At 62.6% G+C, this 22,989-nt stretch carries 29 protein-coding genes; 10 read left to right on the plus strand and 19 right to left on the minus strand.

What is annotated here, in order from left to right; all coding sequences use genetic code 11:
* Positions 1–27: 27 nt before the first annotated feature.
* The 3 genes from ACYG9Z_RS27945 to ACYG9Z_RS27955 all read left to right on the plus strand — a co-directional run bounded on the left by ACYG9Z_RS27945 (position 28) and on the right by ACYG9Z_RS27955 (position 1,891).
* The gene (locus ACYG9Z_RS27945; protein WP_023752261.1) at positions 28–639 is read left to right on the plus strand and encodes a glutathione S-transferase; all 612 of its coding nucleotides are present in this window, start codon (positions 28–30) and stop codon (positions 637–639) included.
* Complete coding sequence (locus ACYG9Z_RS27950; RefSeq protein WP_023688514.1) at positions 639–1,256, plus strand: uracil-DNA glycosylase family protein; 618 nt, start codon at positions 639–641, stop codon at positions 1,254–1,256. Before ACYG9Z_RS27945 ends, ACYG9Z_RS27950 begins: the two co-directional genes overlap by 1 nt.
* Before the next feature lie 143 nt (positions 1,257–1,399).
* The gene (locus ACYG9Z_RS27955; RefSeq protein ID WP_023669013.1) at positions 1,400–1,891 is read left to right on the plus strand and encodes an Lrp/AsnC family transcriptional regulator; all 492 of its coding nucleotides are present in this window, start codon (positions 1,400–1,402) and stop codon (positions 1,889–1,891) included.
* Positions 1,892–1,939: 48 nt separating this feature from the next.
* On the opposite strand, the gene ACYG9Z_RS27960 is transcribed toward ACYG9Z_RS27955, so the two are convergent.
* The 12 genes from ACYG9Z_RS27960 to moaA all read right to left on the minus strand — a co-directional run bounded on the left by ACYG9Z_RS27960 (position 1,940) and on the right by moaA (position 11,312).
* Positions 1,940–2,509: a DUF3299 domain-containing protein gene (locus ACYG9Z_RS27960; RefSeq protein WP_023706850.1), complete on the minus strand. Its 570-nt coding sequence runs from the start codon at positions 2,507–2,509 to the stop codon at positions 1,940–1,942.
* A 102-nt stretch (positions 2,510–2,611) separates the two neighbouring features.
* Entirely contained in the window at positions 2,612–3,316 is a 705-nt protein-coding gene (locus ACYG9Z_RS27965) for a DNA alkylation repair protein (protein WP_023752262.1), read from the minus strand.
* Between the two features lie 9 nt (positions 3,317–3,325).
* Positions 3,326–4,195 (minus strand): NAD(P)-dependent oxidoreductase, encoded by an 870-nt coding sequence (locus ACYG9Z_RS27970; RefSeq protein WP_023752263.1) that lies wholly within the window; start codon positions 4,193–4,195, stop codon positions 3,326–3,328.
* 103 nt (positions 4,196–4,298) lie between these two features.
* Positions 4,299–5,129 (minus strand): ABC transporter permease, encoded by an 831-nt coding sequence (locus ACYG9Z_RS27975; RefSeq protein ID WP_023669008.1) that lies wholly within the window; start codon positions 5,127–5,129, stop codon positions 4,299–4,301.
* Positions 5,126–5,842, minus strand: a complete 717-nt coding sequence (locus ACYG9Z_RS27980; RefSeq protein WP_023669007.1) for an ABC transporter permease — start codon at positions 5,840–5,842, stop codon at positions 5,126–5,128. Before ACYG9Z_RS27980 ends, ACYG9Z_RS27975 begins: the two co-directional genes overlap by 4 nt.
* Before the next feature lie 75 nt (positions 5,843–5,917).
* The gene (locus tag ACYG9Z_RS27985) at positions 5,918–6,703 is read right to left on the minus strand and encodes an ABC transporter substrate-binding protein (protein ID WP_023688509.1); all 786 of its coding nucleotides are present in this window, start codon (positions 6,701–6,703) and stop codon (positions 5,918–5,920) included.
* A 319-nt stretch (positions 6,704–7,022) separates the two neighbouring features.
* On the minus strand, positions 7,023–7,526 hold the full coding sequence (gene mobB / locus ACYG9Z_RS27990; protein WP_023690740.1) for a molybdopterin-guanine dinucleotide biosynthesis protein B: 504 nt from the start codon (positions 7,524–7,526) through the stop codon (positions 7,023–7,025).
* Positions 7,523–8,155 carry a molybdenum cofactor guanylyltransferase MobA gene (mobA, locus tag ACYG9Z_RS27995; protein WP_023752264.1) on the minus strand — a complete coding sequence of 211 codons (633 nt, stop codon included), beginning with the start codon at positions 8,153–8,155 and terminating at the stop codon, positions 7,523–7,525. Before mobA ends, mobB begins: the two co-directional genes overlap by 4 nt.
* 7 nt (positions 8,156–8,162) lie before the next feature.
* Positions 8,163–9,083 (minus strand): DMT family transporter, encoded by a 921-nt coding sequence (locus tag ACYG9Z_RS28000; RefSeq protein WP_460222865.1) that lies wholly within the window; start codon positions 9,081–9,083, stop codon positions 8,163–8,165.
* Positions 9,084–9,310: 227 nt separating this feature from the next.
* On the minus strand, positions 9,311–9,667 hold the full coding sequence (locus tag ACYG9Z_RS28005) for a P-loop NTPase family protein (RefSeq protein WP_023714207.1): 357 nt from the start codon (positions 9,665–9,667) through the stop codon (positions 9,311–9,313).
* 96 nt (positions 9,668–9,763) lie between these two features.
* Complete coding sequence (locus ACYG9Z_RS28010; RefSeq protein WP_023714206.1) at positions 9,764–10,264, minus strand: hypothetical protein; 501 nt, start codon at positions 10,262–10,264, stop codon at positions 9,764–9,766.
* Between the two features lie 52 nt (positions 10,265–10,316).
* Positions 10,317–11,312, minus strand: coding sequence for a GTP 3',8-cyclase MoaA (moaA, locus tag ACYG9Z_RS28015; RefSeq protein WP_031193366.1), 996 nt, complete (start codon positions 11,310–11,312; stop codon positions 10,317–10,319).
* Positions 11,313–11,512: 200 nt separating this feature from the next.
* Here moaA and ACYG9Z_RS28020 point away from each other — a divergent pair, with 200 nt between their 5' ends.
* On the plus strand, positions 11,513–11,866 hold the full coding sequence (locus ACYG9Z_RS28020) for a gamma-butyrobetaine hydroxylase family protein (protein ID WP_023714205.1): 354 nt from the start codon (positions 11,513–11,515) through the stop codon (positions 11,864–11,866).
* A 64-nt stretch (positions 11,867–11,930) separates the two neighbouring features.
* Positions 11,931–12,542 (plus strand): pyridoxamine 5'-phosphate oxidase family protein, encoded by a 612-nt coding sequence (locus ACYG9Z_RS28025; RefSeq protein WP_023714204.1) that lies wholly within the window; start codon positions 11,931–11,933, stop codon positions 12,540–12,542.
* A 26-nt stretch (positions 12,543–12,568) separates the two neighbouring features.
* On the opposite strand, the gene ACYG9Z_RS28030 is transcribed toward ACYG9Z_RS28025, so the two are convergent.
* Complete coding sequence (locus ACYG9Z_RS28030) at positions 12,569–13,021, minus strand: MarR family winged helix-turn-helix transcriptional regulator (protein ID WP_023682500.1); 453 nt, start codon at positions 13,019–13,021, stop codon at positions 12,569–12,571.
* 48 nt (positions 13,022–13,069) lie between these two features.
* Here ACYG9Z_RS28030 and ACYG9Z_RS28035 point away from each other — a divergent pair, with 48 nt between their 5' ends.
* Positions 13,070–13,978, plus strand: coding sequence for an alpha/beta hydrolase (locus ACYG9Z_RS28035; protein ID WP_023682501.1), 909 nt, complete (start codon positions 13,070–13,072; stop codon positions 13,976–13,978).
* A gap of 45 nt (positions 13,979–14,023) precedes the next feature.
* Here ACYG9Z_RS28035 and ACYG9Z_RS28040 read toward each other — a convergent pair whose 3' ends face one another.
* The gene (locus ACYG9Z_RS28040; RefSeq protein ID WP_023682502.1) at positions 14,024–14,422 is read right to left on the minus strand and encodes a rhodanese-like domain-containing protein; all 399 of its coding nucleotides are present in this window, start codon (positions 14,420–14,422) and stop codon (positions 14,024–14,026) included.
* A 62-nt stretch (positions 14,423–14,484) separates the two neighbouring features.
* On the minus strand, positions 14,485–15,093 hold the full coding sequence (locus tag ACYG9Z_RS28045; RefSeq protein WP_023668995.1) for a TetR/AcrR family transcriptional regulator: 609 nt from the start codon (positions 15,091–15,093) through the stop codon (positions 14,485–14,487).
* Between the two features lie 101 nt (positions 15,094–15,194).
* Here ACYG9Z_RS28045 and ACYG9Z_RS28050 point away from each other — a divergent pair, with 101 nt between their 5' ends.
* Both ACYG9Z_RS28050 and ACYG9Z_RS28055 read left to right on the plus strand, forming a co-directional pair.
* The gene (locus tag ACYG9Z_RS28050; protein WP_023682503.1) at positions 15,195–15,941 is read left to right on the plus strand and encodes a 3-oxoacyl-ACP reductase family protein; all 747 of its coding nucleotides are present in this window, start codon (positions 15,195–15,197) and stop codon (positions 15,939–15,941) included.
* 212 nt (positions 15,942–16,153) lie between these two features.
* Complete coding sequence (locus ACYG9Z_RS28055) at positions 16,154–18,034, plus strand: L,D-transpeptidase family protein (RefSeq protein ID WP_023682504.1); 1,881 nt, start codon at positions 16,154–16,156, stop codon at positions 18,032–18,034.
* A gap of 96 nt (positions 18,035–18,130) precedes the next feature.
* Here ACYG9Z_RS28055 and ACYG9Z_RS28060 read toward each other — a convergent pair whose 3' ends face one another.
* The 4 genes from ACYG9Z_RS28060 to ACYG9Z_RS28075 form a co-directional block, all read right to left on the minus strand.
* Positions 18,131–18,601: a hypothetical protein gene (locus ACYG9Z_RS28060; RefSeq protein ID WP_023682505.1), complete on the minus strand. Its 471-nt coding sequence runs from the start codon at positions 18,599–18,601 to the stop codon at positions 18,131–18,133.
* Positions 18,602–18,692: 91 nt separating this feature from the next.
* Positions 18,693–18,986 (minus strand): hypothetical protein, encoded by a 294-nt coding sequence (locus ACYG9Z_RS28065; RefSeq protein WP_245259919.1) that lies wholly within the window; start codon positions 18,984–18,986, stop codon positions 18,693–18,695.
* Between the two features lie 72 nt (positions 18,987–19,058).
* Entirely contained in the window at positions 19,059–19,433 is a 375-nt protein-coding gene (locus tag ACYG9Z_RS28070; protein ID WP_245259920.1) for a lysozyme inhibitor LprI family protein, read from the minus strand.
* Between the two features lie 82 nt (positions 19,434–19,515).
* Positions 19,516–19,773, minus strand: a complete 258-nt coding sequence (locus ACYG9Z_RS28075; protein ID WP_023668990.1) for a PepSY domain-containing protein — start codon at positions 19,771–19,773, stop codon at positions 19,516–19,518.
* Between the two features lie 351 nt (positions 19,774–20,124).
* Between ACYG9Z_RS28075 and ACYG9Z_RS28080 the strand changes: the two genes are divergently transcribed.
* Together ACYG9Z_RS28080 and ACYG9Z_RS28085 are read left to right on the plus strand one after the other, a co-directional pair.
* Positions 20,125–21,897 carry an adenylate/guanylate cyclase domain-containing protein gene (locus ACYG9Z_RS28080; RefSeq protein WP_023714203.1) on the plus strand — a complete coding sequence of 591 codons (1,773 nt, stop codon included), beginning with the start codon at positions 20,125–20,127 and terminating at the stop codon, positions 21,895–21,897.
* A 129-nt stretch (positions 21,898–22,026) separates the two neighbouring features.
* A partial coding sequence (locus tag ACYG9Z_RS28085) for a cytochrome P450 family protein (RefSeq protein ID WP_460223156.1) occupies positions 22,027–22,989 on the plus strand: 963 nt, incomplete at its 3' end.

Below are 22,989 nucleotides of genomic sequence, written 5' to 3' on the forward strand. Positions count from 1 at the left end.
TTGAAGGACCAGATCGGGAGGATAAGCATGAAACTGTTCGACGGCGGCCGCGCCCCCAATCCGCGGCGCGTGCGGGTTTTCCTCGCCGAAAAGGGCATCGCAGTGCCGCTGGTGCCGGTCGACATGGGTGCGATGGGGCACAAGCAGGAGCCGGTCAGGTCGCGCAACCCGCTGCAGCGGCTGCCGGTGCTCGAGCTCGACGACGGTACCATCCTCACCGAATCCGTCGCCATATGCCGCTATTTCGAGGAACTGCATCCCGAACCGGCGCTGTTCGGGCAAGGCGCGCTCGGCAAGGCCAAGGTCGAGATGTGGCAAAGGCGCATGGAGTTCAATCTGCTCAGCTGCGTCGCCCAGGCTTTTCGCCACATCCATCCGGCGATGAAGGAATGGGAAATTCCGCAGATCCCCGAATGGGGCGAGGCCAACAAGGCGAAAGCGGTTGAATTCCTGAAACTGCTCGAGCCCGAACTGGCAAACTGCGAATTCGCCGCCGGCGACGCCTATTCGATCGCCGATATCACCGGCATGATCGCCATGGATTTCATGAAACCGGCGCGCATCAAAGTGCCGGACGAGTGCACAAACGTGCTGCGCTGGTACAGTGCCGTCTCCAGTCGCCCGAGCGCTTCCGCCTGATGGAGGCGGAACTCGAACGCCTGACGGCAAAGGTCCGCGCTTGCCGCATCTGCGTCGACACTCCAGTCGGCAGGCCACTGCCGCACGAGCCGCGCCCGGTGCTGCTGCCATCATCCAGCGCCCGCATCCTGCTCGCCGGCCAGGCGCCAGGCACAAAGGTGCATTCGTCCGGCATGCCGTTCACCGACCCGTCCGGCGACCGGCTGCGAAGCTGGCTGGGCGTAACCAGCGAGGAATTCTACGACACGGATAAATTCGCCATCGTGCCGATGGGGTTCTGCTTCCCCGGCCAGGACGCAAAGGGCGGCGACCTGCCGCCGCGCCGAGAATGCGCGCTGGCCTGGCGCGCGCCGCTGATGGCGCTGATGCCGCAGATCGACCTCGTTTTGACAATCGGCTCCTACGCGCAATCCTGGCATATGGGCGCCACGCGCCGGCCGTCGCTGACCGAAACCGTGAAGGACTGGCGCACCATCTGGGATGCGCCGGCCAGCCTGAAAGTGCTGCCGCTGCCACACCCGTCATGGCGCAACTCAGGATGGCTGAAGCAGAATCCATGGTTTGAAATGGATTTGCTGCCGTTTCTGAGATCGGAAATCCGCTATCGCATAGATTAGACTTTAAGCAAGATATCACTCGCTTTTGTGCCATCCGGCAGAATTTCTTTCTTGTGAAAGGTCGAAATAAGAGGGAGTATAGCCAATCTATTCCCAAAGCGCGTCGCGCCCGAGGGAACGCGGCCTGCACCAGGAGCACCTTAATGGATCGCCTCGACAGAAAAATTCTCCGCCTCCTGCAGGAGGACGCGACGCTCGCGGTTGCCGATGTCGCCAAGAAAGTCGGCCTGTCGACGACGCCGTGCTGGCGCCGCATCCAGAAGCTGGAGGAAGAGGGAGTCATCAAGCGGCGGGTCGCCATCCTCGACCACGAAAAGGTCAATGTGCGCGTCACCGTCTTCGTGTCGATCCGCACCAATTCGCACAGCCATGAATGGCTGCGGCGTTTCTCGGAAGTCATCCAGGAATTTCCCGAAGTTGTCGAATTCTACCGCATGAGCGGCGACGTCGACTATCTCCTGCGCGTCGTGGTGCCCGATATCGCCGCCTATGACGCCTTCTACAAGCGGCTGATCGCCAAGATCGAGATCCGCGACGTGTCGTCGTCCTTCGCCATGGAGCAGATCAAGTACACGACCGAAATGCCGCTCGACTACATGCTGCTGGACAAGGAATCCGGCGCCAACGCGGCCTGAGCGCGGTTGTCCGTGACTGGGTGGTGACGCTGCACAAGCAGGCGGCGCTTAGTTTTTCTTTTTGTTGAGGAAACTCCAGGGCGAGTTGACCGGCAGCGTGATCGTGTCCGGCACCGTGTCGACTGCCACCACATCGGCTTTGCGTACGGTGTAGCCGGACTGGATGATGCTGACGCCGTCGAGAATGAACAACTGGCTCTTCTCCAAGCCGGGCCGCAAGGCGCCGGTCACGGCAACCGACTCATAGGCCTGCGACATCTTGTAGGGACGGGCCGGCGTCACCAGCACGATCTGGTTGGGCGGCGGCGTCGGCATGTGGCTGCAAGCGCCTGTCCACGGCACCAGCAGGAACTGGTAGACGAGATCGCCATCACGGTCGACCGGCAATGCATAGCCGGCTAATTGTACCGTCTTGTCCTGCAGGTTGAGCGACAATGTCTCGCCACGATCGGGCAGTTTTGCCGCAATCATCGGCAGGCCGGCATCTTCGGCCACCGCCTGCGTCGCCGGGCGGAGATCCTTCCAAAAGATATGCGCGGTTTGCGCTGAGGCGTCGAAGGTACCGGCTGTCAACAACGCGGCTGCAAGCGCGAGGGTCGATTGGAGATGTTTGGTCATAGGCCGAGTAAAGACGTCCTGGCCAATTGCGTCAACGCTTGAGCCGCATCATATGTCTGCGAGAGCCGGCGGCCAGGTTGCGTCGGCAAACGGGTTGCCAGGTCAGCCTTTTCTGGCGGCGATCCGCTCGATGATCTTGGCATTGGTGAGTTCCCGTACGGCGTCCTTGCCAATCCAGCGAGCCGTCTTGTCGGTCGACTGGGCCAGCCGTTCGGCCACGGCAAGGGCAGCACCGTGCATCTCCAACGATCGCTTGCCGATCGAACGAAGCGCCCAGTTTGCCGCCTTCTTCACGAAATTGCGGCTGTCGGCGGCATGCGCTTCGATGATCGGCAGGAAGCCGAGGAAAGTCGCCACCGGCTCCTGCTTCCGGTGCACGACGGACCACGCCATCATCGCAAAGGCCGTGCGTCGAACGAACTCGCGCTCGTCCGCCGCGAACTCTTCAATCAGCTCCTTCCAGGCGTCCGTGTCGACGAAGAGATCGGAGACGCCGTCGACGATATCCCAGGAATCGAAGGACGCGGCCCATTGTCGTGCATCCGCGGCTGAGAAGCGCTTCGGGTCGGCCGTGACGGAAGCGATGAACTGCGCCTCCATGATGCCGGTCTGCCAAAGCTCGAAAGCACGCTCGTGGTTGCGCTTGATCTTTTTGGCGATCTGCCGCTGCATGCCATGCGAGATGCCGAGCGCGCGCTCGGTCTTGATGCCGTAGCGCAGCATACCGCGGCGATTGTCCTCCGAGCCGATCGAGCGCAAATGGGCGACGATCTCATCGGCGCTCGATTGGGGCGAAAGCTCGGCCATTGCGAACGCCTATTTTTCCAGGCGCGCCAGCAAGGACGAGGTGTCCCAGCGCTTGCCGCCCATCGCCTGCACATCCTTGTAGAACTGGTCGACAAGGGCGGTCACCGGCAGTCTCGCGCCATTGCGGTCGGCTTCATCGAGGCAGATGCCGAGATCCTTGCGCATCCAGTCGACGGCAAAGCCGAAATCATATTTACCGGCATTCATCGTCTTGTGGCGGTTCTCCATCTGCCAGGACCCGGCAGCGCCCTTGGAAATCACCTCGATGACCTTCTCGATGTCGAGCCCGGCCTTCTTGCCGAAATGGATGCCTTCGGCCAGTCCCTGAACCAGCCCGGCAATGGTGATTTGATTGATCATTTTCGTGAGCTGGCCGGCGCCCGACGGACCCATCAGCCCGACCATCCGGGCAAAGGCGTCGATGACCGGCCTGGCCTTGTCGAAGGCAGCCTGCTCGCCGCCGACCATCACCGTCAGCACGCCGTTCTCGGCGCCCGCCTGCCCGCCGGAAACCGGCGCGTCGAGGAAGGAAAAGCCGGCCTTTTCAGCGGCGTCGGCCAGTTCGCGCGCGACTTCGGCCGAGGCGGTGGTGTTGTCGATGAAAACGGAGCCTTTTTTTATCGCGGCGAAGGCGCCATCGGCCCCGGTCGTCACCGAGCGCAGATCGTCGTCATTGCCGACGCAGGAGAAGACGAAATCCTGGCCCTCTGCGGCCTCTGCCGGCGTCAAAGCAAGCTTGCCGCCATGCTGGGCCACCCATTGTTCCGCCTTCGCCGCGGTGCGGTTGTAGACGGTGACGTCGTGGCCGCCTTTGTTCCTGAGGTGCCCGGCCATGGGATAGCCCATCACGCCAAGACCGAGAAATGCCACAGATGCCATGAGTTTGCCCTTCAGACGGAACGGAATTGTCTTGGAAAGCTCTAGGCTCTACGCGCCATTCGTCAAGACGCGCATGAGCCGATCGACTGGTACAGCCGACCGCTCAGCGGATCAGATGAATGGTGATCCGTCGCTCGATCCATTCGACGCCGTGGCGCAGGATCTCGACCATCACCAGATAGACGATGGCGACCCAGACATAGGCCTGGAAGTCGAAGGACTTGGCGTAGGCCAGCTTCGCGTTGCCCATCAAATCATAGACGGTGATGATGGCAACGATGGCGGAAGCCTTGATCATCAAGACGAGTTCATTGCCGTAGGGCCGGAGCGCGACGATAAAGGCCTGCGGCAGGACGACCTTGCGCAGCGTCTGCAGCTTGTGCAGGCCGAGCGAAGCAGCGCCCTCCCATTGGCCCCTCGGAACACTCTCGATGGCGCCGCGCAGGATTTCGGCCTGGTAGGCGGCGGTGTTGAGCGCGAAGGCGAACACACCGCAATTGAAGGCGTCGCGGAAGAACCACCACAGCCCGACGGATTCGAGCTGCACCCGGAATGAGCCCAGGCCGTAATAGACGAGATAGACCTGGACCAGCAGCGGCGTGCCGCGGAAGAAGTAGACGTAGCAATAGGCCAGGACGGACAGATAGCGGTTCTTCGACATGCGGGCATAGGTGACGGGCAGCGAAAAAAGCGCGCCGAGCACCATCGAGATGGCCACCAGCGCAAGCGTGGTTCCCAAGCCCTGCAGATAGGCCGGCGCGTATCTGGCGAAGAATTCGCCATTCCAAGCGTAAACCAGATAGACGGCGATGCCGATGCCGAACAGGATCCAGAAGCCGACCAGCGCGTAGCCGACGATACGGGCCCGCGGCCAGCCTCGCGCCCGTGGTGGTGGCTTCTCGATGTCGACGGCGGCGCGCGTCACGACGCTCATCGTGCCTCCCTCCGCCCGAGCGAACGCAGGATGAAGCCGGTGGCGATCGACGACAGGATGGCAAGGATAAGGAACACCATCGCCGCGACGCTGTAGAACAGGAAGGAATGTTTGGTGACACGGGCCGCCACGCCGGCGTTGCGCAAGGTTTCAGCCAGGTTGACGACCGACACCAGGGCCGTGTCCTTGAGCAGGCTCAGCCAGCAATTCTCAAGGCCGGGGAAGGCGATGCGCAGCAGCTGCGGCAGGATCACCTTGCGCATCGTCTGCCATTTCGACAGCCCGATCGCATAGCCGCCCTCATACTGGCCCTTCGGAATGGCGCGAAAGGCCGACAGGAAGACTTCGCTGGAATACGACGAAAAGATCAGCGACAGCACGATCATGCCGGCGAGGAAGCTGTCGACATCGACCGTCGCTTCCGGCCTGAACAGACGGATGACATACTGCAAGAGGATCGGCATGCCGAAGAAGAACAGGAAAAGCGTCACCAGTTCCGGCAGTCCGCGAAACACCGTGGTGTAGATGTTGGCAGCCACGCGAAGCGACGGCTCTTCGGATTGTTTTGCCCAGGCGACGAAAAAGCCGATCGTCAGGCCGATCGGCAGTGTCGCCAGCGCGAGCGCAATGGTGACCAGTGCGCCATAGGCAATATCGTCAATCCAGCCATCGGGTCCCCAAGTGAGAAGTATCCATATGTTCTGGCTTGGCATTGACGGGTCTTGTCTCCACTTCTGTCAGGCCAAGGCGGCAGCAGGAAACTTCCCCTGCCGCCTTGTTTCAGACGATCAGGACTCGGCGCCGAAGACGTCGAACTTGAAGTACTTGTCGTTGATTTCCTTGTACTTTCCGTTGGCGCGGATTGCGTCGATGGCGCTGTTCAACTTGTTGACCAGATCCGTCTCGCCCTTGCGCACGGCGATGCCGGCGCCCGGTCCAAAGATATCGACCGGCTGCGGCGAAGGCTGGCCGAGAATCTTGCAGCAGGCGCCATCAGGCGAATCCAGGAACTGTTGCAACACGACGATATCGTCCTCGATCGCGTCGAGACGGCCATTGGCGAGATCGGCCTGCTCTTCGGGGCTGCTCGGATAGCCCTTGACCGTGCTGTCCGTATAGGTTTTCGAGGCATAATTGAAATGCGTCGTGGTGGTTGCGACGCCGATGGTCTTGCCGGCCAGGTCTTCCTTGGTCACGCCCTTGAGGGTCGAATCCTTGGGTACCGCGATCGCCGACGGCGTGTTGTAGTATTTGTGGGTGAAGTCGACCTTCTCGGCGCGCTCCGGCGTGATCGACATCGAGGCGACGATGGCGTCGAACTTGCCGGCCTGCAGGGCCGGAATGATGCCGTCCCAATCCTGGGCGACGAAGGTGCACTTGACCTTCATCTCGTCGCAGAGCGCCTTGGCGATGTCGATGTCGAAGCCCACGAGCTGGCCGTCGGAGGTCAGGTTGTTGAATGGGGGGTAGGCGCCTTCGGTGCCGATTCTCAGGGTCGTTTCCTGAGCCTGGGCGACGCCGAGCGTCAGCAGCGCAGCCGATGCGGCGAGCGCGATACGCAGTGCAATACGCATGATAGTCCTCTCTTTATGGCTCCCGGCCGTCGTTCCGGAACGGCTCTGTGGGGCGGTGCTTTTGACCGCCCGCTGGCGCGATACTCCCACTGTTTTCGGGAGAAAAGCAACTGTAAAACCGTTGCTTGCGGGATTTGCGGGTCCAGCCAATGCCGACGCCGGGTTAATGCATGTCGCCCAAAAGTGCGCAGCGGTTTTGGGACGACGACATGCATAAATAAAACAACCTGAAGCGCGTCGCATGAGGCCGTTCAGGCGCGACGCGCTTAGACAATGCAACGGCTGAAGAGGGCGGCTGACCCGGGCGAGGGCAGGGGCCTCAAGGTTTGAGGCCGGTCATGCGCTCGATGAAGTCGGCTATCCCTCCCGTGTCGTCGAGATCGAACACAGGCAGGCTTTCGCCGGTAACCGCGAAGTCGGCGGCAATCGCCACGATATGTCCGTCGTTCGCCGACAGCGGCGAGCGGTCCTTGGCCTCCCGCCGCCGGGTCTCGATCTTTTTGTGCGCCTCGCGCTTGTAGCCTTCGACCAGCACGATGTCGCACGGCGCCAACCGCGACAGGACCGTCTCCAGCGTCGGCTCGTCCTCACCGCGCAATTCATGCATCAGCGCCCAGCGTTTGCCCGACACCACCGCGACTTCGGTGGCGCCCGCCTGGCGGTGACGAAAGCTGTCGGCGCCAGGCTTGTCGATGTCGAACTCATGATGGGCGTGTTTGACCGTCGACACTGTCCAGCCGCGCCGGACGAGCTCTGTGACCAGCTTCTCGGTCAGTGTGGTCTTGCCGGAATTCTTCCAGCCGGTGATGCCGAAGATGTTCATGGGCCGATGCTCTGCAACAGACGCTCGGCCACCGCAAGGTCGTGCGGTGTGTTGATGTTGAAGAACGGGTCGATCTCGTCACTGCCGTGGGTCAGCAACGGAAATTCCACTTCGACACAGTCGTGCCGCTCGATGAAGGCGGAGACGCGCCTGTTGTCCTCGTGGATCAGAAAGTGGCGGAGTGCCTGGCCTAGCCCAAGCGGCCACAGCGCGAAGGTCGGATGCCGCCTGCCGCCGGAACTGGCAACCGCCATCGAGCCCGGCCGACTGGTCGCGGCAGCGGCCAGCTTTGCCACCAGATCCACCGGCAGAAACGGCGTGTCGCCGGGGGCCGTCGCCAATGCCGTGCAAGCGGTGTTCGCTGCCGCCCATTCGAGGCCGGTGAGGATTCCGGCAAGCGGTCCGGCATAGCCTTCGACCATATCGGCGAGAACCGGAAGACCGGCCGCCTCGAAGCGCGCCGGGTCACCATTGGCGCTGAGCGCCAGCGATCCGACCTGCGGCGCCAGGCGGGCAACGACATGGTCGAGAAGCGGACGCCCGCCAAGCGCCAGCAAAGTCTTGTCGCCGCCGCCCATGCGCCGTGACAGGCCTCCGGCCAGGATAATTCCTGCAATGTCTTGGCTCATGGTCAACCTATATGCCGTCCGGCGCCATGTCGGGTCCAGCGCTTTCGGCCGCCGGCTTCTGCCGGCCGACGACCCGTTCGCGATAGAGCGCGTAGAGGCCGGAGCCGATGATGATGGCGGAGCCAACGATCATCGGCAGGTCGGGGACATCGCCGAAGATGATGAGGCCAAGCAGCATCGACCAAAAGAGGGCGGTGTAGCGGAATGGCGCAATGAAGGAGATGTCGCCGGCCCGCATTGCCATGATGATGAACTGGTAGCCGATCAGCACCAGCACCGCCGCCAATGTCAAAAGTGCCGTGCCTTTGCCGGACATCGGCGTCCAGCCGCCCATCGGCGACAGCAGCACGGCGCCAACGATGGTCATGGCGATTGCCGTTGCCGTCGACACCAGCAAGGTCGGGATAGCCCTCGGGATGCGCTTGGTGGCGAGGTCACGTACTGCGCAACAGGCGACGCTGACGAGTGCGTACAGCGAATAGATGCTGAAGCCTTCGAAGCCTGGCCGCACGATGATCAGCACGCCCCCAAAGCCGACCGCGATCGCCAGCCAGCGCCGCCAGCCGACCGCTTCGCTGAATACGAGTGCCGCCCCCATCGTCACCGCCAGCGGCAGCGCCTGCAGCACCGCGGAGACATTGGCGATCGGCAGATGCGCCAATGCGACAAGGAAGGCGACGGTGGCGCCGGCCTCGGCGATCACGCGAAGCGCCACCAGCGGCTGCAGCATCGAGCCCGGCCGTGCGAGCGCGCCTTGCTGCCAGGCGAGCAGGCCGACGAGCAGCGACGCAAAGGCGCCGCGCACCAGCATGACTTGCGCCATGTTCATCGATTCCGACGAGAACTTGGTAATGGCGTCGTTGAGGGTGAAGCCGATCATGGCCACCATCATGCACAGCGCGCCGCGAATGTTTGGGGAAAGAGGCAAGGGCGTTACCGGTTTTGCAAGAGCAATTCCAGGAAAAGTGTGAAACGGTTTTCCGTCCGGAATTGCGTGAAAACAAAGAATAAAGCGGTTCGACGTTTCGGCGAAACGGTGAACCGCCCAAGCCTGTAGCAGCCGGCGGCAAGACAGCAACGTCAAAGAAATAGGCCACGGATTTTCACCCGTGGCCCACAAAATCGCTAAGAGGGCTGGCCGGATGACCAGCAGGCTCATTTCGGGGTCAGCACCTCGGTGCCGCTGCCGTTCTTGCCGGCGATGGTCCACAGGCCGTGCAGCGAGCCGTCATCTTCTACCTTGTAGACGACGAGACCGATTTCCTTGCCCATGACATAGCCGGCGGAAAAGGCATCGTCGTTGCGCATGCAGATGCCGTGCGACGATGATCCGCCCGTCTCCCAATGGATGGTGCAGGTGGTCTCGCTGGTCAGTGTGATGGTGGCTTCGCCTCCATATTTCGAGCCGTCGAAATTGGTGCCCGCGACGGTGTAGCTGCCACCGATGGACTGTGCTGCTGCCGGCGCGGCGGCAAACCCAAGCAGTGCAAGAGAAAGTAAGAATGTGCGCATGTCGTATTCCCCCAAACCCAGCGACGAGCCGCTATAGGCCGAAATTTAGGGCGGAACGCGATGGCGGTAAATCGGGTTTGCAGCGTCGAGAGCGATTTATTCCCAGTGTTGCTCAGCCCCATGCAGGCTGTCGCCGATAGCGCCGACCAGTGGGTCGTACTTGGCCTTGAGCGAGGCGGGATATTCGATCCAGACTGTATGGATTGCATCCTCTTTTTCGAAGACGATTCGGGTATAGAAGATCTTGTCGCCTTTGGTGCTTGAGACCACTGCCCAGTTCTTACCGGTTTTGCTGTAAGTGACCTTTTCCCCAGAGTCAGGGTCGGCTTTTTCCTTTTCAACCAGACTGTCTGGCGTATCTTCCGTCAGCTTGTATCCGCCGTAACAGGACAAGCTCGCACCATCGGGGCTAAGCCATTTTCGACCGTCGCCATTGAGGGACTCAGGCATCGGCTTGCTGAAAATCTGGCTCGGGAACGTGCACACCGTGCCATAGCGCGCATTGATGTAGGTGAACGGCTTTGCGAGCGCCACTGTGGTCGCCAATGATAGGGCCACGACCAGCGCTGACAGCCCGGTTTGGCAAACACGCTGCATGGAAATCCCCCTCGCTTCCAACGGAAGCATTCTGCACCAATCGCGGAGAAAATCAGCCGCCGGTGACGCTCATATGTCTCGACACCGACGGGCGGCTGGTGCGGCGGTCGATGATGAAATCATGGCCTTTCGGCTTGCGGCCGATCGCTTCGTCGATGGCAGCAGCGACCAGTTCGTTGCCTTCGGACGCACGCAGCGGGGCGCGCAGGTCGGCGGCATCCTCCTGGCCCAGGCACATATAGAGCGTGCCGGTGCAGGTCAGCCGCACGCGGTTGCAGCTTTCGCAGAAATTATGCGTCATCGGCGTGATGAAGCCCAGCCTGCCGCCGGTCTCTGCGACATGGACGTAGCGGGCCGGACCGCCGGTCTTGTAGGGGATGTCGCTCAGCGTGAACTGGCGCTCGAGCGAAGCGCGCAGCAGCGATAGCGGCAGATACTGGTCGGTCCGGTCGGCGTCGATCTCGCCCATCGGCATGGTTTCGATGACGGTCAAGTCCATGCCGCGGCCATGCGCCCAGCGCATCATCTCCGGCAGCTCGACGTCGTTGAAGTCCTTCAGCGCAACGGCGTTGAGCTTCACCTTCAGCCCCGCCGCCTGCGCGGCATCGATGCCTTGCATGACCTTGCCGAGATGGCCCCAGCGGGTGATGGCGTGGAACTTGTCGGCATCGAGCGTATCCAGCGAGACATTGATGCGCTCGACACCGCAATCGGCAAGCTCGGCGGCAAAGCGCGACAGCTGCGAGCCATTGGTGGTCAGCGTCAACTCTTCCAGCGCGCCGCTCTTCAGGTGCCGCGACAGCTGGCGCACCAGATGCATGATGTTCTTGCGCACCAGCGGCTCGCCGCCGGTGAGGCGCAGTTTGCGCACGCCCTTTTCGATGAAGACGGTGCAGAGCCGGTCGAGTTCCTCGAGCGACAGCAGGTCCTTCTTGGGCAGGAACGCCATGTCCTCGGCCATGCAATAGGTGCAGCGGAAATCGCAGCGGTCGGTGACCGACACGCGCAAGTAGCTGATCGTGCGACCGAAGGGATCGATCATGTCCATACGTTCAAGCGTTTCCAATGCTACGAGTGGTGCCGTTATATACGGCTATGTGATACGATCCAACCCGCCATTCAAGATAGCCGCTCTCGATCTTTGGTGACATTCCCTGGCCGACATCCGATGTCGGCCGGGTCCAAATGGCCTTTTCCGCTCGCGCGAAGCAGCGTAGGGAAGGGCGGATTGATGCGGGATGCAGAACAATGACGGCGCCGAAGGAACTCAGGGTCTCGAAGGACAGAAAACTGCTGTCCGTCACCTTTCCCGATCATCGGCCGTTCGAACTGCCGGCCGAATTGCTGCGCGTCGCTTCGCCCTCGGCCGAGGTGCAGGGCCATTCGCCGGACCAGCGGGTGACGGTTCCCGGCAAGCGCAACGTGGCCATCCTCAAGATCGAGCCGGTCGGCAACTACGCCGTGCGCATCACCTTCGACGATTTTCACGACACCGGCATCTTCACCTGGAATTACCTGCACACGCTTGGCCACGAAAAGGACGCGCGCTGGAATGCCTATCTCGCCGAGCTCCAGGAGAACGGACTGAGCCGCGATCGCTAGTTCGGCACTGTCGGCAAAACGTCATTGACTGGGGGTAACGCTGGCAACGGTTCGGAGACGGGAAATGTCTGAGATCACATCGGTTGAACAACTTGAAGCGCTCTACGGCTTGCCCGGCGAAGCGTCGACGGTCAAGGAACTCGACCACGTCATTCCCGAATATGCCGCCTTCATCGAAGCCTCGCCTTTTGTCGCTCTGGCGACGAGCGGGCCGGAAGGGCTGGACTGCTCGCCGCGCGGCGATCTCGCCGGCTTTGTGCGCATGCATGACCCGAGAACGCTGATGATGCCGGACCGACGCGGCAACAACCGCGCCGATTCGCTTAAGAACATCATCCGCAATCCTCGCGTCGGGCTGCTGTTTCTTGTGCCGGGTTCGGGCACGACGCTGCGCGTCAACGGCCGCGCCCGCATCACCACCGACGCCGCGCTTTGCGCCTCCTTCGCCGTCGAAGGCAAGCCGGCGCGCTCGGTCATCGTGGTCGATGTCGATTCGGTCTATTTCCAGTGCGCCCGCGCCATCGTTCGCTCGGAGCTGTGGAACCCGGCAAAGCACGTCGGCCCGAAATCGCTGCCGACACCCGGAACAATCCTGGAAGTCACCAGCCGCAAGAATATCGATGCCGGTACTTACGACAAGGAATGGCCGGAGCGGGCGAAGAAGACGATGTGGTGAGGTGGGAGGCGCGTAGATCGAACGGCTCAGGTATCCTTCAGCACGTCATAGATCTTGCGCATCTGTTCGCCGATCATGTCGCACTGTTCCGCTGTCGACTGGCTCATCGCCTTTTCGATCAGCGCCATATGCACCTTCAGCGCTTTCATCAGGAGCTCCGTGCCGGCCTCGGTAAGCGTCAGCCGCAGCACGCGCTTGTCCTTCTCATCGCCTTCGCGGCGCAGCAGGCCGCGCGCCTCGAGCTGCGGCAACAGCATGGTGATGTTGGAGCGGCCGACCAGCAGTTTGCGGGCGAGATCGTGCTGCGACATGCCGGGATGGCGATAGAGGTTCATCAGCACGTCGAGCTGCGCCGGCTTGAGATCCAGCGGCGCCAGCTTTACCGCCAGCGTACGCTCCAGCACATGGCAGGCGCGCGCCACCGCGACCCAGTTGCGAAAGCGCGGGTTGTCCCAGGGCAGCTCTTGTTTAATGTTCATGTTTGAACTATTATGTTCATGCTTGAACGGAATGGATGGAACGCCACTATGGCATCATTTGGACTGAAGGTCATCCGGGGCGTGTTCGGCGCGGCCGAGCTTGTGGCGCCGCGTCTGAGCGGGCGCGCGGCCTTCGAACTGTTCTGCCGCACGCCGAGCGTGAAGGCGCTCAGCGACGGCGAGCGGCGTGCGGTCGACCGCGCCGCCGGCTTCATGGCCGAGGCGCGCCATCATCGGCTGACGACCAAGGCCGGCTGCGTCATGGTGCACGAATTCCGGCCCGAGCCGGGCAGGGCGTCTGCCGGCACGGTGCTGGTGGTCCATGGCTGGCGTTCGCGCACGGAATATATGCGGGCGCTGATCGAAGGCTTTCGCGATGCGGGCTACCGGGTCGCCTCGCTCGACCTGCCGGGCCATGGCCAGTCGCTGGGCCGTCATCTCAATATGGTCAATGCGGTCGAGGCGGTCAGGGTCGCCGGCGAATGGTTCGGTCCGTTCAAGGCGATCGTCGGCCATTCCTTCGGTGGCGCCGTCGCCGCCAATGCCATTGCCGGTTCGATCAAGGGTATCCAGCCCGTCGCGGCCGAGCGGCTGGTGCTGGTCGCCGCGCCAAGTTCCCTGCCGGCGATCTTCGCCGACTTCAGCCGCATGCTCAATGTCGGTCCGCGTTCGCAGGTTTCCATGGCCGATCAGGTGAAAAGGCTGTCGGGCCGGCCGCTGCATGAATTCACCGGCGACCGCCAGTTGGCCGAAGCGCCGGTGCCGACGCTGGTCATCCACGCGCCGGACGACCGCGAAGTCCCCGCCGATCATGCCACACGTTATGCCGGCGCCGGCAGCCATGTGCGGCTGCACTGGGCCGATGGGCTCGGCCACCGTCGCATTCTCGCCGACAAAGGTGTTGTCGAACGCGCTGTGACTTTTGTCAAAAACGAGCGCGAGCCGATACTGCATTGATTCCAATGGGTGTATTGTCGACTCCGACAACGCCGGAGCGGTGAGCTAGCCCTTCTTCTTGCCGCCCGGCTCGACCGGCAATCCGGCCGCCTTCCAGGCGGTATAGCCGCCAAGGATGTGCTTGACCGGCGACAGCCCCATATCCTGCGCCGTCTTGGTGGCCAGCGCCGAGCGCCAGCCGCCGGCGCAAAAGAAGACGAAGCTCTTGCCCGAGGCAAAGAACGGCTTGTGGTAAGGGCTTTCGGGATCGATCCAGAATTCCAGCATGCCGCGAGTGACATGTTTGGCGCCGGGGATCTGGCCGTCCCGCTCGATCTCGCGTGGATCGCGCAGGTCGACGAAGATGGTGTCCTCGTCGTCGAGCAGCCCGGCCGCTTCCTCGGGCGAGACCACCTCGATCTCGGCATTGGCCTCGTCGAGCAACTCGCGATACCCTTTTTTCACGGATGATCCCTCCCGGCGCATTTCGCCGCCGACTGGATTTCCAGCACAAGCTCCGCGCTTTGTCACGCTGTTCCGACCAGCCCCTGCCACGCCGCCATCGCTCCGGCCACTGTGGCCATGAGCGCGTCGCACGAGGCGCCGTCGCGGGCCTGAATCGACATGCCGTGCTGGACCGTCGCATAGAAGGTCGCCGCCGCGTTGCTGTCGAAGCCCGCCGGCAATTCGCCTTCCGCCACACCGCGTTCCAGCCGTCTCAGCAAGAGGGTGTGGTTTTCGGCGCGGCGGCGGCGCAAATCATCGCAGATCGCGCCGCTGCTTGAATCCTGGTGCAGTGCGCCCAGTGCGATGAGACAGCCCTGCGGGCGGTCGTCCTGAGAGTACGCTTTTGCCGTCTGACGCAGGAAATTCTCGATCGCCTGGCATGCCGTCGGCGCTTCGTCCAGCGCGCTCCAGATCTCGGTGCCTTCGTTGCGGGTGTAATACTCGGTCGCTTCCAGAAACAGCGCCTCCTTGCTGCCGAAGGCGGCATAGAGGCTGGGCGAGCTGATCCCCATCGCCGCGGTCAGGTCTGCGATCGAGGTGCCCTCATAGCCTTTGGCCCAGAACAGCTCCATCGCCTGCCGCAAGGCGGCGGTTCGATCGAAGGTGCGGGGGCGGCCTCTTTCCGGCATGGCGCTCTTTTCTGTGTTGATCGATACATAATTCACTTGACGTCGCGAGGCAAGGTTGCCAGATATTTATATATCGACCGTTACATAAAAGGAGAAATGACATGTCAGCGAACGGATTGAACGGCAAGGCAGCACTGGTCACCGGCGGCAGCCGCGGCATTGGTGCTGCGATTGCCAAACGGCTCGCGGCCGATGGCGCCGACGTCGCCATCACCTACGTCAACAGCGCGGCGCCGGCCCAAGCTGTCGTCGCCGAGATTATAGCGGCAGGTGGTCGCGCGATCGCCATCCAAGCCGACAATCGCGACGCTGCCGCCATCGAAAATTCGGTCATCGAGGCGGTGAATGCCTTCGGCCGGCTCGACATCCTGGTCAACAGCGCCGGCATCTGGCGCGCGGCGCCCATCGAACAAATGTCGCTGGCCGACTTCGACGAAACCATTGAGGTCAATCTGAGAGCGCCGTTCGTGGCCTCTAAGGCGGCCGCGGCTCACATGGGCGAGGGAGGCCGCATCATTTCGATCGGCAGCAATCTGGCCGAGCGCGTCACCGACACCAGCCTCAGCGCCTATTCGACCAGCAAGGCAGCGCTCGTCGGCCTGACCAAGGCGCTGGCGCGAGACCTCGGTCCGCGCGGAATCACCGCCAATGTCGTTCATCCCGGTTCGACCGACACCGACATGAACCCGGCCCAAGCCCCACATGCCGAACACCAGCGGCGGAAGATGGCGACGCCCCGCTTCGGCAAGGCTGACGAGATCGCCGGCATGGTTGCCTGGCTCGCCGGTCCGGAAGGGCGCTTCGTCACCGGCGCCGCGCTCACCATCGACGGTGGCGCCAACGCCTGAAGCAGCAGCCGCTTTGACCGGTCTGGGGCGGCAACGCCGCTCCAGACGTCACGATGTTGTGAAACCGTTCTGCAACAGGCCCGCGGAAATTTATGGAAGCTTAACGAAATCGGTATGAATCGGTATAGTAGCGCCTTACATCCGCCATGCGGTTGGCAAGATCGTCTAGCGGCGCGGAACGGGAGCCGGCTTGCAGCCGGAGCGGGTGATTAATGAGATTCCTCGGAAATAAAGCCACCGTGATGCCGCTTGCAGTGGCGGCAGCACTGGCCTTCGGTGTGCCGCAGGCAAGCGCGCAAGGCCTGTTCGACATGCTGTTCGGCGGTGGCGTCAAGCACAGGCCGCAAGGCGAATTCCCGCCGCCGCCGAAGCGCAAGCCGAAGCCCGCCGTGTCGGGCGGTGGCGGCACCAGGATCGGCAGCCCGTCCTACTACACCTACAAGGCCGACCGGCTGGTGCGCGTCGACTTTACCGCATTGGTGGCAGCACCTCCCCAGGTGGCAACAGCTGAAGACGCCGCCTTTGTTCCGTCGGCGACCAGCACCGCCTTCCGCGAAGCCGTTGCAGGCCTCAGCGACTATGAACTCTATGCCGAGCCCGATATCGCCAAGGCACTGATTGCCTATTACTCTGCCAATCCTGATTTCATCTGGGTGAACGAGGGCAATCCCAATGCCCGCGCCCAGGATGCGGTGCGGGTGCTTGGCGAAGCCGCAAGCTATGGTCTCACGTCGGCCGACTACACGGTCGAGGTGCCGGCAGCCAACGCATCGGCAGTCGATGCCGACGCCCATCTGAAGGAACTCGTCCGCTTCGAGATGGCGCTGTCGGCGCGCGTACTGCGCTATGCCCGTGACGCCCAGAGCGGGCGCGTCGATCCCAATCGCATCACCGGCTACTATGAATTTCCGCCGAAGCCGGTCGACATGGAAGGCGCGCTCAAGACGCTGGCCCACACCCAGGAAGTGCGCACCTACCTCGAATCGCGGCACCCGCAGAACGCGGAATATCAGGCGCTGCGCGTCGAACTTGAATCGCTGCAGGCGAGCGCCGAAAACGAAATCGTCGTCGATCCCAAGCTGTTGCTGAAGCCCGGCGAGACCAGCGCCGAACTGCCGAAGCTGCTGACGCTGATCGCGCGCAATCTCGACGACGAGATGGGCGGCGCCTATGGCGAGATCCTGTCTCGTCTCGGCACCAGCGATGTCTATGTTCCCGAACTGGTTCCGATCATCAAGGCCGTGCAGGTGAAGGCCGGCATGAAGGGCGATGGGGTCATCGGCCCGCGCACCGTCGCCTCGCTCGCCGGCACGTCCAAGGCCGACAGGCTGCAGAAGGTGCAGGTCGCGCTGGAAGAATTGCGCTGGATGCCGTCCGATCTCGGCAGCCCGCGGGTGTTCATCAACCAGCCCGCCTTCACCGCCAGCTATATCGACAATGGCGAGGAGAAGCTGAAGACCCGCGTCGTCATCGGCCGGACCACCAACCAGACCGCCTTCTTCTTCAAGGAGATCAAGCAGGTCGATTTCCATCCCTATTGGGGCGTGCCGCAGTCGATCATCGTCAACGAGATGCTGCCAAGGCTGCGTGGCGATCCGGGCTATCTCGACCGTGCCGGCTACGAGGTGACCGACTCGCGCGGCAGGCGGGTTCCCTCTTCCTCGGTCAATTGGGGCGCCTACGGCGCCAACATTCCCTACAGCGTGCGCCAGCAGCCGAGCGAAGCCAATGCGCTGGGCGAACTGAAGATCCTGTTCCCCAACAAGCACGCCATCTACATGCACGACACGCCGCAAAAATCCTTCTTCCAGCGCGATATGCGGGCGCTCAGCCATGGCTGTATTCGCCTTCAGGATCCACGTGGGATGGCGGCGGCGGTGCTCGGCGTCTCGGTCGACGACATCGCCGAAAAGCTCAAGCACGGCCATGCCAGCGAAGACGTGACACGCACGATTCCCGTCTATGTCTCCTACTTCACTGCCTGGCCGGACCTGTCCGGCAAAGTCGAATATTTCAACGACGTCTACGACCGCGACACGCGGCTGATGCAGGCGCTGGACGCGACTGAAGCGGTGCGCTCGCCGACGAGCTGAACCAGCGGAGTTCCTCGTTCAACGAACGAGGAACTCACTTTGTCTCTCTGGTTTTATTAGATTGTTGGCCGATGGACGGTCGCCCGTTTCCTGCGATCAGCGCTGGATGAGCGGACGCCGGAAGCCGGCGTCGCGGCCCGCGATCAGCCAATAGACCAGACCGGCTACGAGGCCGGCGGCGGCGATGATGCCGATATCGGCCCAGCGTCCGGCATCCTCTTCCGCGGCCGGCCAGACCAGGAAAAAGCCGGCTGCAGCGGCAGCGGCGCCAAACAGCATGTGCACCAGGAAATTGCGCAGGGCAAAGAATTCGGCGAGCAGCGCGAAGATCAGCGTCTGCAGGCCGGTCAGCACGATCGTCAGGAAATAGACGACCATGCCGAGCGGCGGCCACAGCAGCACGACAATGGGCGAAAATTGCATGGCGCCGAAATAGTCCGGCGCGTTGGGCAATACGGCGAGTGCGCAATATATCGCCACGACCGCGAACAATCCGATCAGCACCGAAACGAAATAGCCGGCAAGCATCATCAGGATGCGCTTCCAAACATGCTTAACCATGGCCATGCACCCCCGTGCCCTGCAACTGTTACGCGCACTCAGCCATCAAAGGCGGATCGGCGCAAGAGTGCATCCAGCAGTGCTTTGCGGCAAATCTTCAGGCGCCGCCGCATAGATGTTGCGAATCCGGCAAAACCCATGTGCCTTTTATCGTGAGGTCGACGCCGTAATAGACCCGCCCGCGCTCGTCGCCCTGCGGACAATCCCTCGGGATCGATATCAGGCACATGACGACAGGATCGCCGGCTTTCGAACTGGCAAGGCCAGGCTCCCGCTCGTAGGAAACCCCGGCGCCGCCATTGCTGAACCGCGCCAGGCTGCCGGCTTCAGGGCGGGCGGTTTCCAGCGGGTCGTCGCCGAGCCGCGTCGTCAGCGCGGTGATGTGGGTCAAGGCGCATTGGCCGATCGACGAGGGCAGGCGATGGTCGGGGCTGCCCGGATGGCGGGCCGCGGTGTCGAGCGCCTACTTGCCGATCAGGGCGATGTTGTAGTCCTGCACCCAGGACGGCGCATTGCCGTAGGTCTGCAGCGCGTTGTTCTGGGCGCTGACGATGCAGGCAGCATCCTGCCCACAGGCGTTCCTGTCGGCGATGAGCGCACGGGCGATCTTGCGCTTGTCGCCGCCAAAGGCTGGCTCGAAACCCGTAAAGGCCTCGGCCACCAAGGCATCAATTGCCGACAGTTGCGGGTCGGCACAGATCGCCTTTTCCACAGGCAGGCTGGCTTTGCGGCAATCGAAGGACGGCCCGTCGGCACGCGCTGGACCAAGGCAGACCGCCGCGCCAGCCAGTGCGACGACAAGCGCAAGCGAGGTGGCAATTCGATTGGAAGAAAGCATGGTCGCCCCGTTGTCCGACAACTGCCACCATCGTAGGCAAAAACGTGGCGGACGGAATTGCCGAAGCGGTGCGGTATCGGCGCTATTTCGGTTCGGCGGTCACGGGATCGAAGGTGATTTCGACTTTCGCCTTGTCGGCGGTGTAATAGGTGACGGTGTACCCGTCCTTGTCCCAGTCGACCTCCTTCACATAGCGAAAGCCGTCGCGCTGCTCGACCTTGGCGATGATTGCCGACAGTTTCTGGGCATTCGTCGGCGGCAGCGGGCTGTCATCCGCGGCAAAGGCCGTTGAGCCGGCCAGAAGAACGACGACACCGGTCGCCAGAACAAGATTTCGCATGATTACCCTCATTTGGTATGAACCGCACCGGAAACTCGCAGGCAGCACAGTTTGTTCCGAGATGTGACGTCGCGCAGGTTCCGTGAAGCCCTGGATCGCGGCGCTCAGAGCGACGGCACGCCCATATTTGCGCCAACCGCCGGCCAACCATGAGTGCTGCCACGGCCCGCGCTGGACAACCCGATGGTGGTAGAGCTTTGCCAAAGACCCTGCTAGACTTCTGGTCCTGGCGGGGTGGCATGGCGCGCCAACCCCGCCGGAATCTTCATCTCTCAGCGCGCGGCGAAGTGTTTCAGGAACGGGTCGTCGCCTGTGCTGGACCAGAACCAGAAAGGGAGCGGGGGCTCGAACATGGCTGTACGGAACTACACCCGTCAGCTGGCGACAATCATTTCTATCGATGCCGTCGGGTTCTCGCGGCTGATGGGCATCGACGACGAGTCTGCTGTCGCGGCATTCGAGGAACGGCGCGACATCATCGCCGACAGCTGTGGCACATTTGGCGGCCGCACGTTCGGCGACGCCGGCGACAGCATCATGGCCGAGTTCGGCAATCCGATCGAGGCGTTGCGCGCGGCCTTTGATTTCCAGGGCCGCATCGTCGCCCTCAACGCCGAGGTTGCCGACGATATGCGCATGCCGTTTCGCGCCGGCATCAACACCGGCGACGTCATCGTGCGTGGTGGCCGCCTCTACGGCGACGACGTCAACATCGCGGCGAGAATCCAGGAATTCGCGCCGGGCAACGGTCTCGCCGTTTCGGAGACGACCTGGCACCATGTGAAGGACAAGACGGCGGCCGAATTCACCGATCTCGGCGAATTCATGCTGAAGAACATCGCCTTGCCGGTGCGCGTTCTGATCGCCGGCCGCAGCGGCAACGGATCCTCGCCGGCGGCGTCGTTCGCGGCCATTCCCCAGGCCAATGCGCAGCAGAAGCTGTCGTCCAAGGGGCCGCCGGCGATCGCCGTCCTGCCCTTCCACGCCGATGGCGGCGAGCATGACATCGGCTACATGGCCGACGGCATCGCCGAGGACATCATCTATGGTCTATCCAACACCAGATGGCTCTCGGTCATCGCCAAGGGCTCCAGCTTCCAGTTCCGCGACGACACGCTGGGCACCCGGGTGATCGGCAACGCGCTCGGCGCGCGCTACATCGTCAGCGGCACGCTGATGCGCAATGGTGGCCAGATCCGCCTCAACACCTCGCTGGCCGACGCGTCCAACGGGCGGCTGGTGTGGTCGCAGCGCTTCGATCGCGATCTGGTCGACATCTTCAACCTGCGCGACCAGATCGGCGCTGAGATCGTTTCGATCCTCGACAAGGAGGTCGACCGGGCGGAACAGGCACGCACCTTCCAGGTTCCCTGGGAAAGCCTGGAGACCTGGCAACTGGTGCGACGGGGCCGCTGGCACATGAACCGGCGCACCCGCGGCGACACCGAAACCGCACTCGAGTTCTTCCAGAAGGCCTACCGCGAGGACGCCAACTCGAGCGCCGTGCTCAACGAACTGGCGTGGTGGTATTTCTGGCGGGCATGGCTGCGTTTCGGCGACAGCGACGATTTGAACAAGGTCGAGCAGTTTGCCCGCAAGGCGTTGCTGGTGGACAGCCTGGATGCGCGCCCGCACGCCCATCTCGGCGCCGTCGACATCATGCGCGGCGAACCGCGGTCGGCCGTCGACCATCTCGAGGAAGCGATCCACATCAATCCGAGCTTTGCCTTCGCGCGCTCGGCCATGGGCAGCGCCCAGCTGCTGCTCGGCAATGCCGCGACCGCGATACCGTTCTTTCTCGATACCGAGCGATTGAGCCCGTTCGACCTCTACCGCTTCCACAATCTGGGGGAACTGACGGCGGCCTATTGTTTGGTCGAGAACTGGCCGGCGGCGATCGCTGCCGCTGACCGCTCGCTCAACCTGTCTCCCGGCTATTTTTATTCCAGGTTCCTGAAGATCGGCGCGCTGATGCGAAGCGGCCGGCCGGAACAGGCGCGGCGCGAGATGGCCATTTTCACCACCCGGCATCCCGATTTTTCAGAACAGCGTGTGCGCTGGATACCGTTCACCGACAAGGCCGCGAACGAGTTCCTCGTCGCCAATTTCCAACTGGCCAAATGAACATGGCGTCAGTGCTGGCTGGAACATGGACCAACTGTGAAAAGATTCACATACGTGCAACCGATGCAAACCTAGGCGTTGAACGGCCGGCATCGCAATAACGTGGATAGCCGGGGGGCTTGAACGCGCATGACCAAACTGAAGTATTTCAACGCTATTAGCGCGGCCCAGAGAAACCAGCGCCCGCTGTCGGAAATGCCGCCCTTCGATCTCGGCCGGATCCGCAAGACAGGGCTGATTGCGCGCATCGTCGGGTCTCTGGCCGAAGACCCCCGCTGGGCGCTTTCCTTGTTGCGGCGTTTCCGGCCGACCGGCAAACTTTTCGGCGTTCTCGTGGTCACCAAGAACGCCGATGTCCGCGACATATTGGAGCGCGGCGACGAATTCCAGACCCCATACGGCCCGGAAATGACCGAGCTTGCCCGGGGATCCAACTTCATCCTCGGCATGCAGGACGGCGCCGACTACCGGCGCATGAAATCGTCGGTGCTGAGTGCATTCCCGCCGGCCGAGGTCGAAGCCGCCGTCAGGCCGATCGCGGCGCGTCATTCGCAAGAGATCATGACGCGCGCCAGCCCCGGCTTCGATGCGATCTCCAGGTTGATGAAGATCGTCCCGGTGCACATCTGTCGAGACTATTTCGGCGTCGAGATCGACGATGAATCCGAATTCGCCGACTGGGCGATCGCGCTGAGTGCGCTGTTCTTTTCGGACCCGACGGCGAGCCCCGTCATGCGCGAACTTGCGGTGGTGGCGGGCGACCGTCTTCTCAAAGTCATCGATCGCTCCATCCAGTCGGCCAGGGACCGGGGCTTGAAGGCCGAGCAACCGCTGGCGAGGCTGGTTGTCCAGATGGATCAGGGCCGCCTGTCGCGGGACGACCTCAATTCGATCATGCTGGGCATGATCGCCGGCTTCGTCCCGACCAATGTGCTGGCCGCCGGCAATTGCCTCGACGTGATCCTGTCGCGGCCCGACGCAAGGCAGGCTATCGATGCCGCATTGGCCGAAAACGATACCGCCAAGCTCGACAGGGCCGTCCTTGAAGCCATGCGCTTCAAGCCGATCTGGGTCGGCCCCTGGCGCTACACG

Source organism: Mesorhizobium sp. RSR380A (assembly GCF_054719385.1).

Coding starts and splice junctions, on each gene's coding strand:
- ACYG9Z_RS27945 (WP_023752261.1), top strand. CDS start 28: ATGAAACTGTTCGACGGCGGCCGCGCCCCCAATCCGCGGCGCGTGCGG.
- ACYG9Z_RS27950 (WP_023688514.1), top strand. CDS start 639: ATGGAGGCGGAACTCGAACGCCTGACGGCAAAGGTCCGCGCTTGCCGC.
- ACYG9Z_RS27955 (WP_023669013.1), top strand. CDS start 1,400: ATGGATCGCCTCGACAGAAAAATTCTCCGCCTCCTGCAGGAGGACGCG.
- ACYG9Z_RS27960 (WP_023706850.1), bottom strand. CDS start 2,509: ATGACCAAACATCTCCAATCGACCCTCGCGCTTGCAGCCGCGTTGTTG.
- ACYG9Z_RS27965 (WP_023752262.1), bottom strand. CDS start 3,316: ATGGCCGAGCTTTCGCCCCAATCGAGCGCCGATGAGATCGTCGCCCAT.
- ACYG9Z_RS27970 (WP_023752263.1), bottom strand. CDS start 4,195: ATGGCATCTGTGGCATTTCTCGGTCTTGGCGTGATGGGCTATCCCATG.
- ACYG9Z_RS27975 (WP_023669008.1), bottom strand. CDS start 5,129: ATGAGCGTCGTGACGCGCGCCGCCGTCGACATCGAGAAGCCACCACCA.
- ACYG9Z_RS27980 (WP_023669007.1), bottom strand. CDS start 5,842: ATGCCAAGCCAGAACATATGGATACTTCTCACTTGGGGACCCGATGGC.
- ACYG9Z_RS27985 (WP_023688509.1), bottom strand. CDS start 6,703: ATGCGTATTGCACTGCGTATCGCGCTCGCCGCATCGGCTGCGCTGCTG.
- mobB (WP_023690740.1), bottom strand. CDS start 7,526: ATGAACATCTTCGGCATCACCGGCTGGAAGAATTCCGGCAAGACCACA.
- mobA (WP_023752264.1), bottom strand. CDS start 8,155: ATGAGCCAAGACATTGCAGGAATTATCCTGGCCGGAGGCCTGTCACGG.
- ACYG9Z_RS28005 (WP_023714207.1), bottom strand. CDS start 9,667: ATGCGCACATTCTTACTTTCTCTTGCACTGCTTGGGTTTGCCGCCGCG.
- ACYG9Z_RS28010 (WP_023714206.1), bottom strand. CDS start 10,264: ATGCAGCGTGTTTGCCAAACCGGGCTGTCAGCGCTGGTCGTGGCCCTA.
- moaA (WP_031193366.1), bottom strand. CDS start 11,312: ATGGACATGATCGATCCCTTCGGTCGCACGATCAGCTACTTGCGCGTG.
- ACYG9Z_RS28020 (WP_023714205.1), top strand. CDS start 11,513: ATGACGGCGCCGAAGGAACTCAGGGTCTCGAAGGACAGAAAACTGCTG.
- ACYG9Z_RS28025 (WP_023714204.1), top strand. CDS start 11,931: ATGTCTGAGATCACATCGGTTGAACAACTTGAAGCGCTCTACGGCTTG.
- ACYG9Z_RS28030 (WP_023682500.1), bottom strand. CDS start 13,021: ATGAACATTAAACAAGAGCTGCCCTGGGACAACCCGCGCTTTCGCAAC.
- ACYG9Z_RS28035 (WP_023682501.1), top strand. CDS start 13,070: ATGGCATCATTTGGACTGAAGGTCATCCGGGGCGTGTTCGGCGCGGCC.
- ACYG9Z_RS28045 (WP_023668995.1), bottom strand. CDS start 15,093: ATGCCGGAAAGAGGCCGCCCCCGCACCTTCGATCGAACCGCCGCCTTG.
- ACYG9Z_RS28050 (WP_023682503.1), top strand. CDS start 15,195: ATGTCAGCGAACGGATTGAACGGCAAGGCAGCACTGGTCACCGGCGGC.
- ACYG9Z_RS28055 (WP_023682504.1), top strand. CDS start 16,154: ATGAGATTCCTCGGAAATAAAGCCACCGTGATGCCGCTTGCAGTGGCG.
- ACYG9Z_RS28060 (WP_023682505.1), bottom strand. CDS start 18,601: ATGGCCATGGTTAAGCATGTTTGGAAGCGCATCCTGATGATGCTTGCC.
- ACYG9Z_RS28070 (WP_245259920.1), bottom strand. CDS start 19,433: ATGCTTTCTTCCAATCGAATTGCCACCTCGCTTGCGCTTGTCGTCGCA.
- ACYG9Z_RS28075 (WP_023668990.1), bottom strand. CDS start 19,773: ATGCGAAATCTTGTTCTGGCGACCGGTGTCGTCGTTCTTCTGGCCGGC.
- ACYG9Z_RS28080 (WP_023714203.1), top strand. CDS start 20,125: ATGGCTGTACGGAACTACACCCGTCAGCTGGCGACAATCATTTCTATC.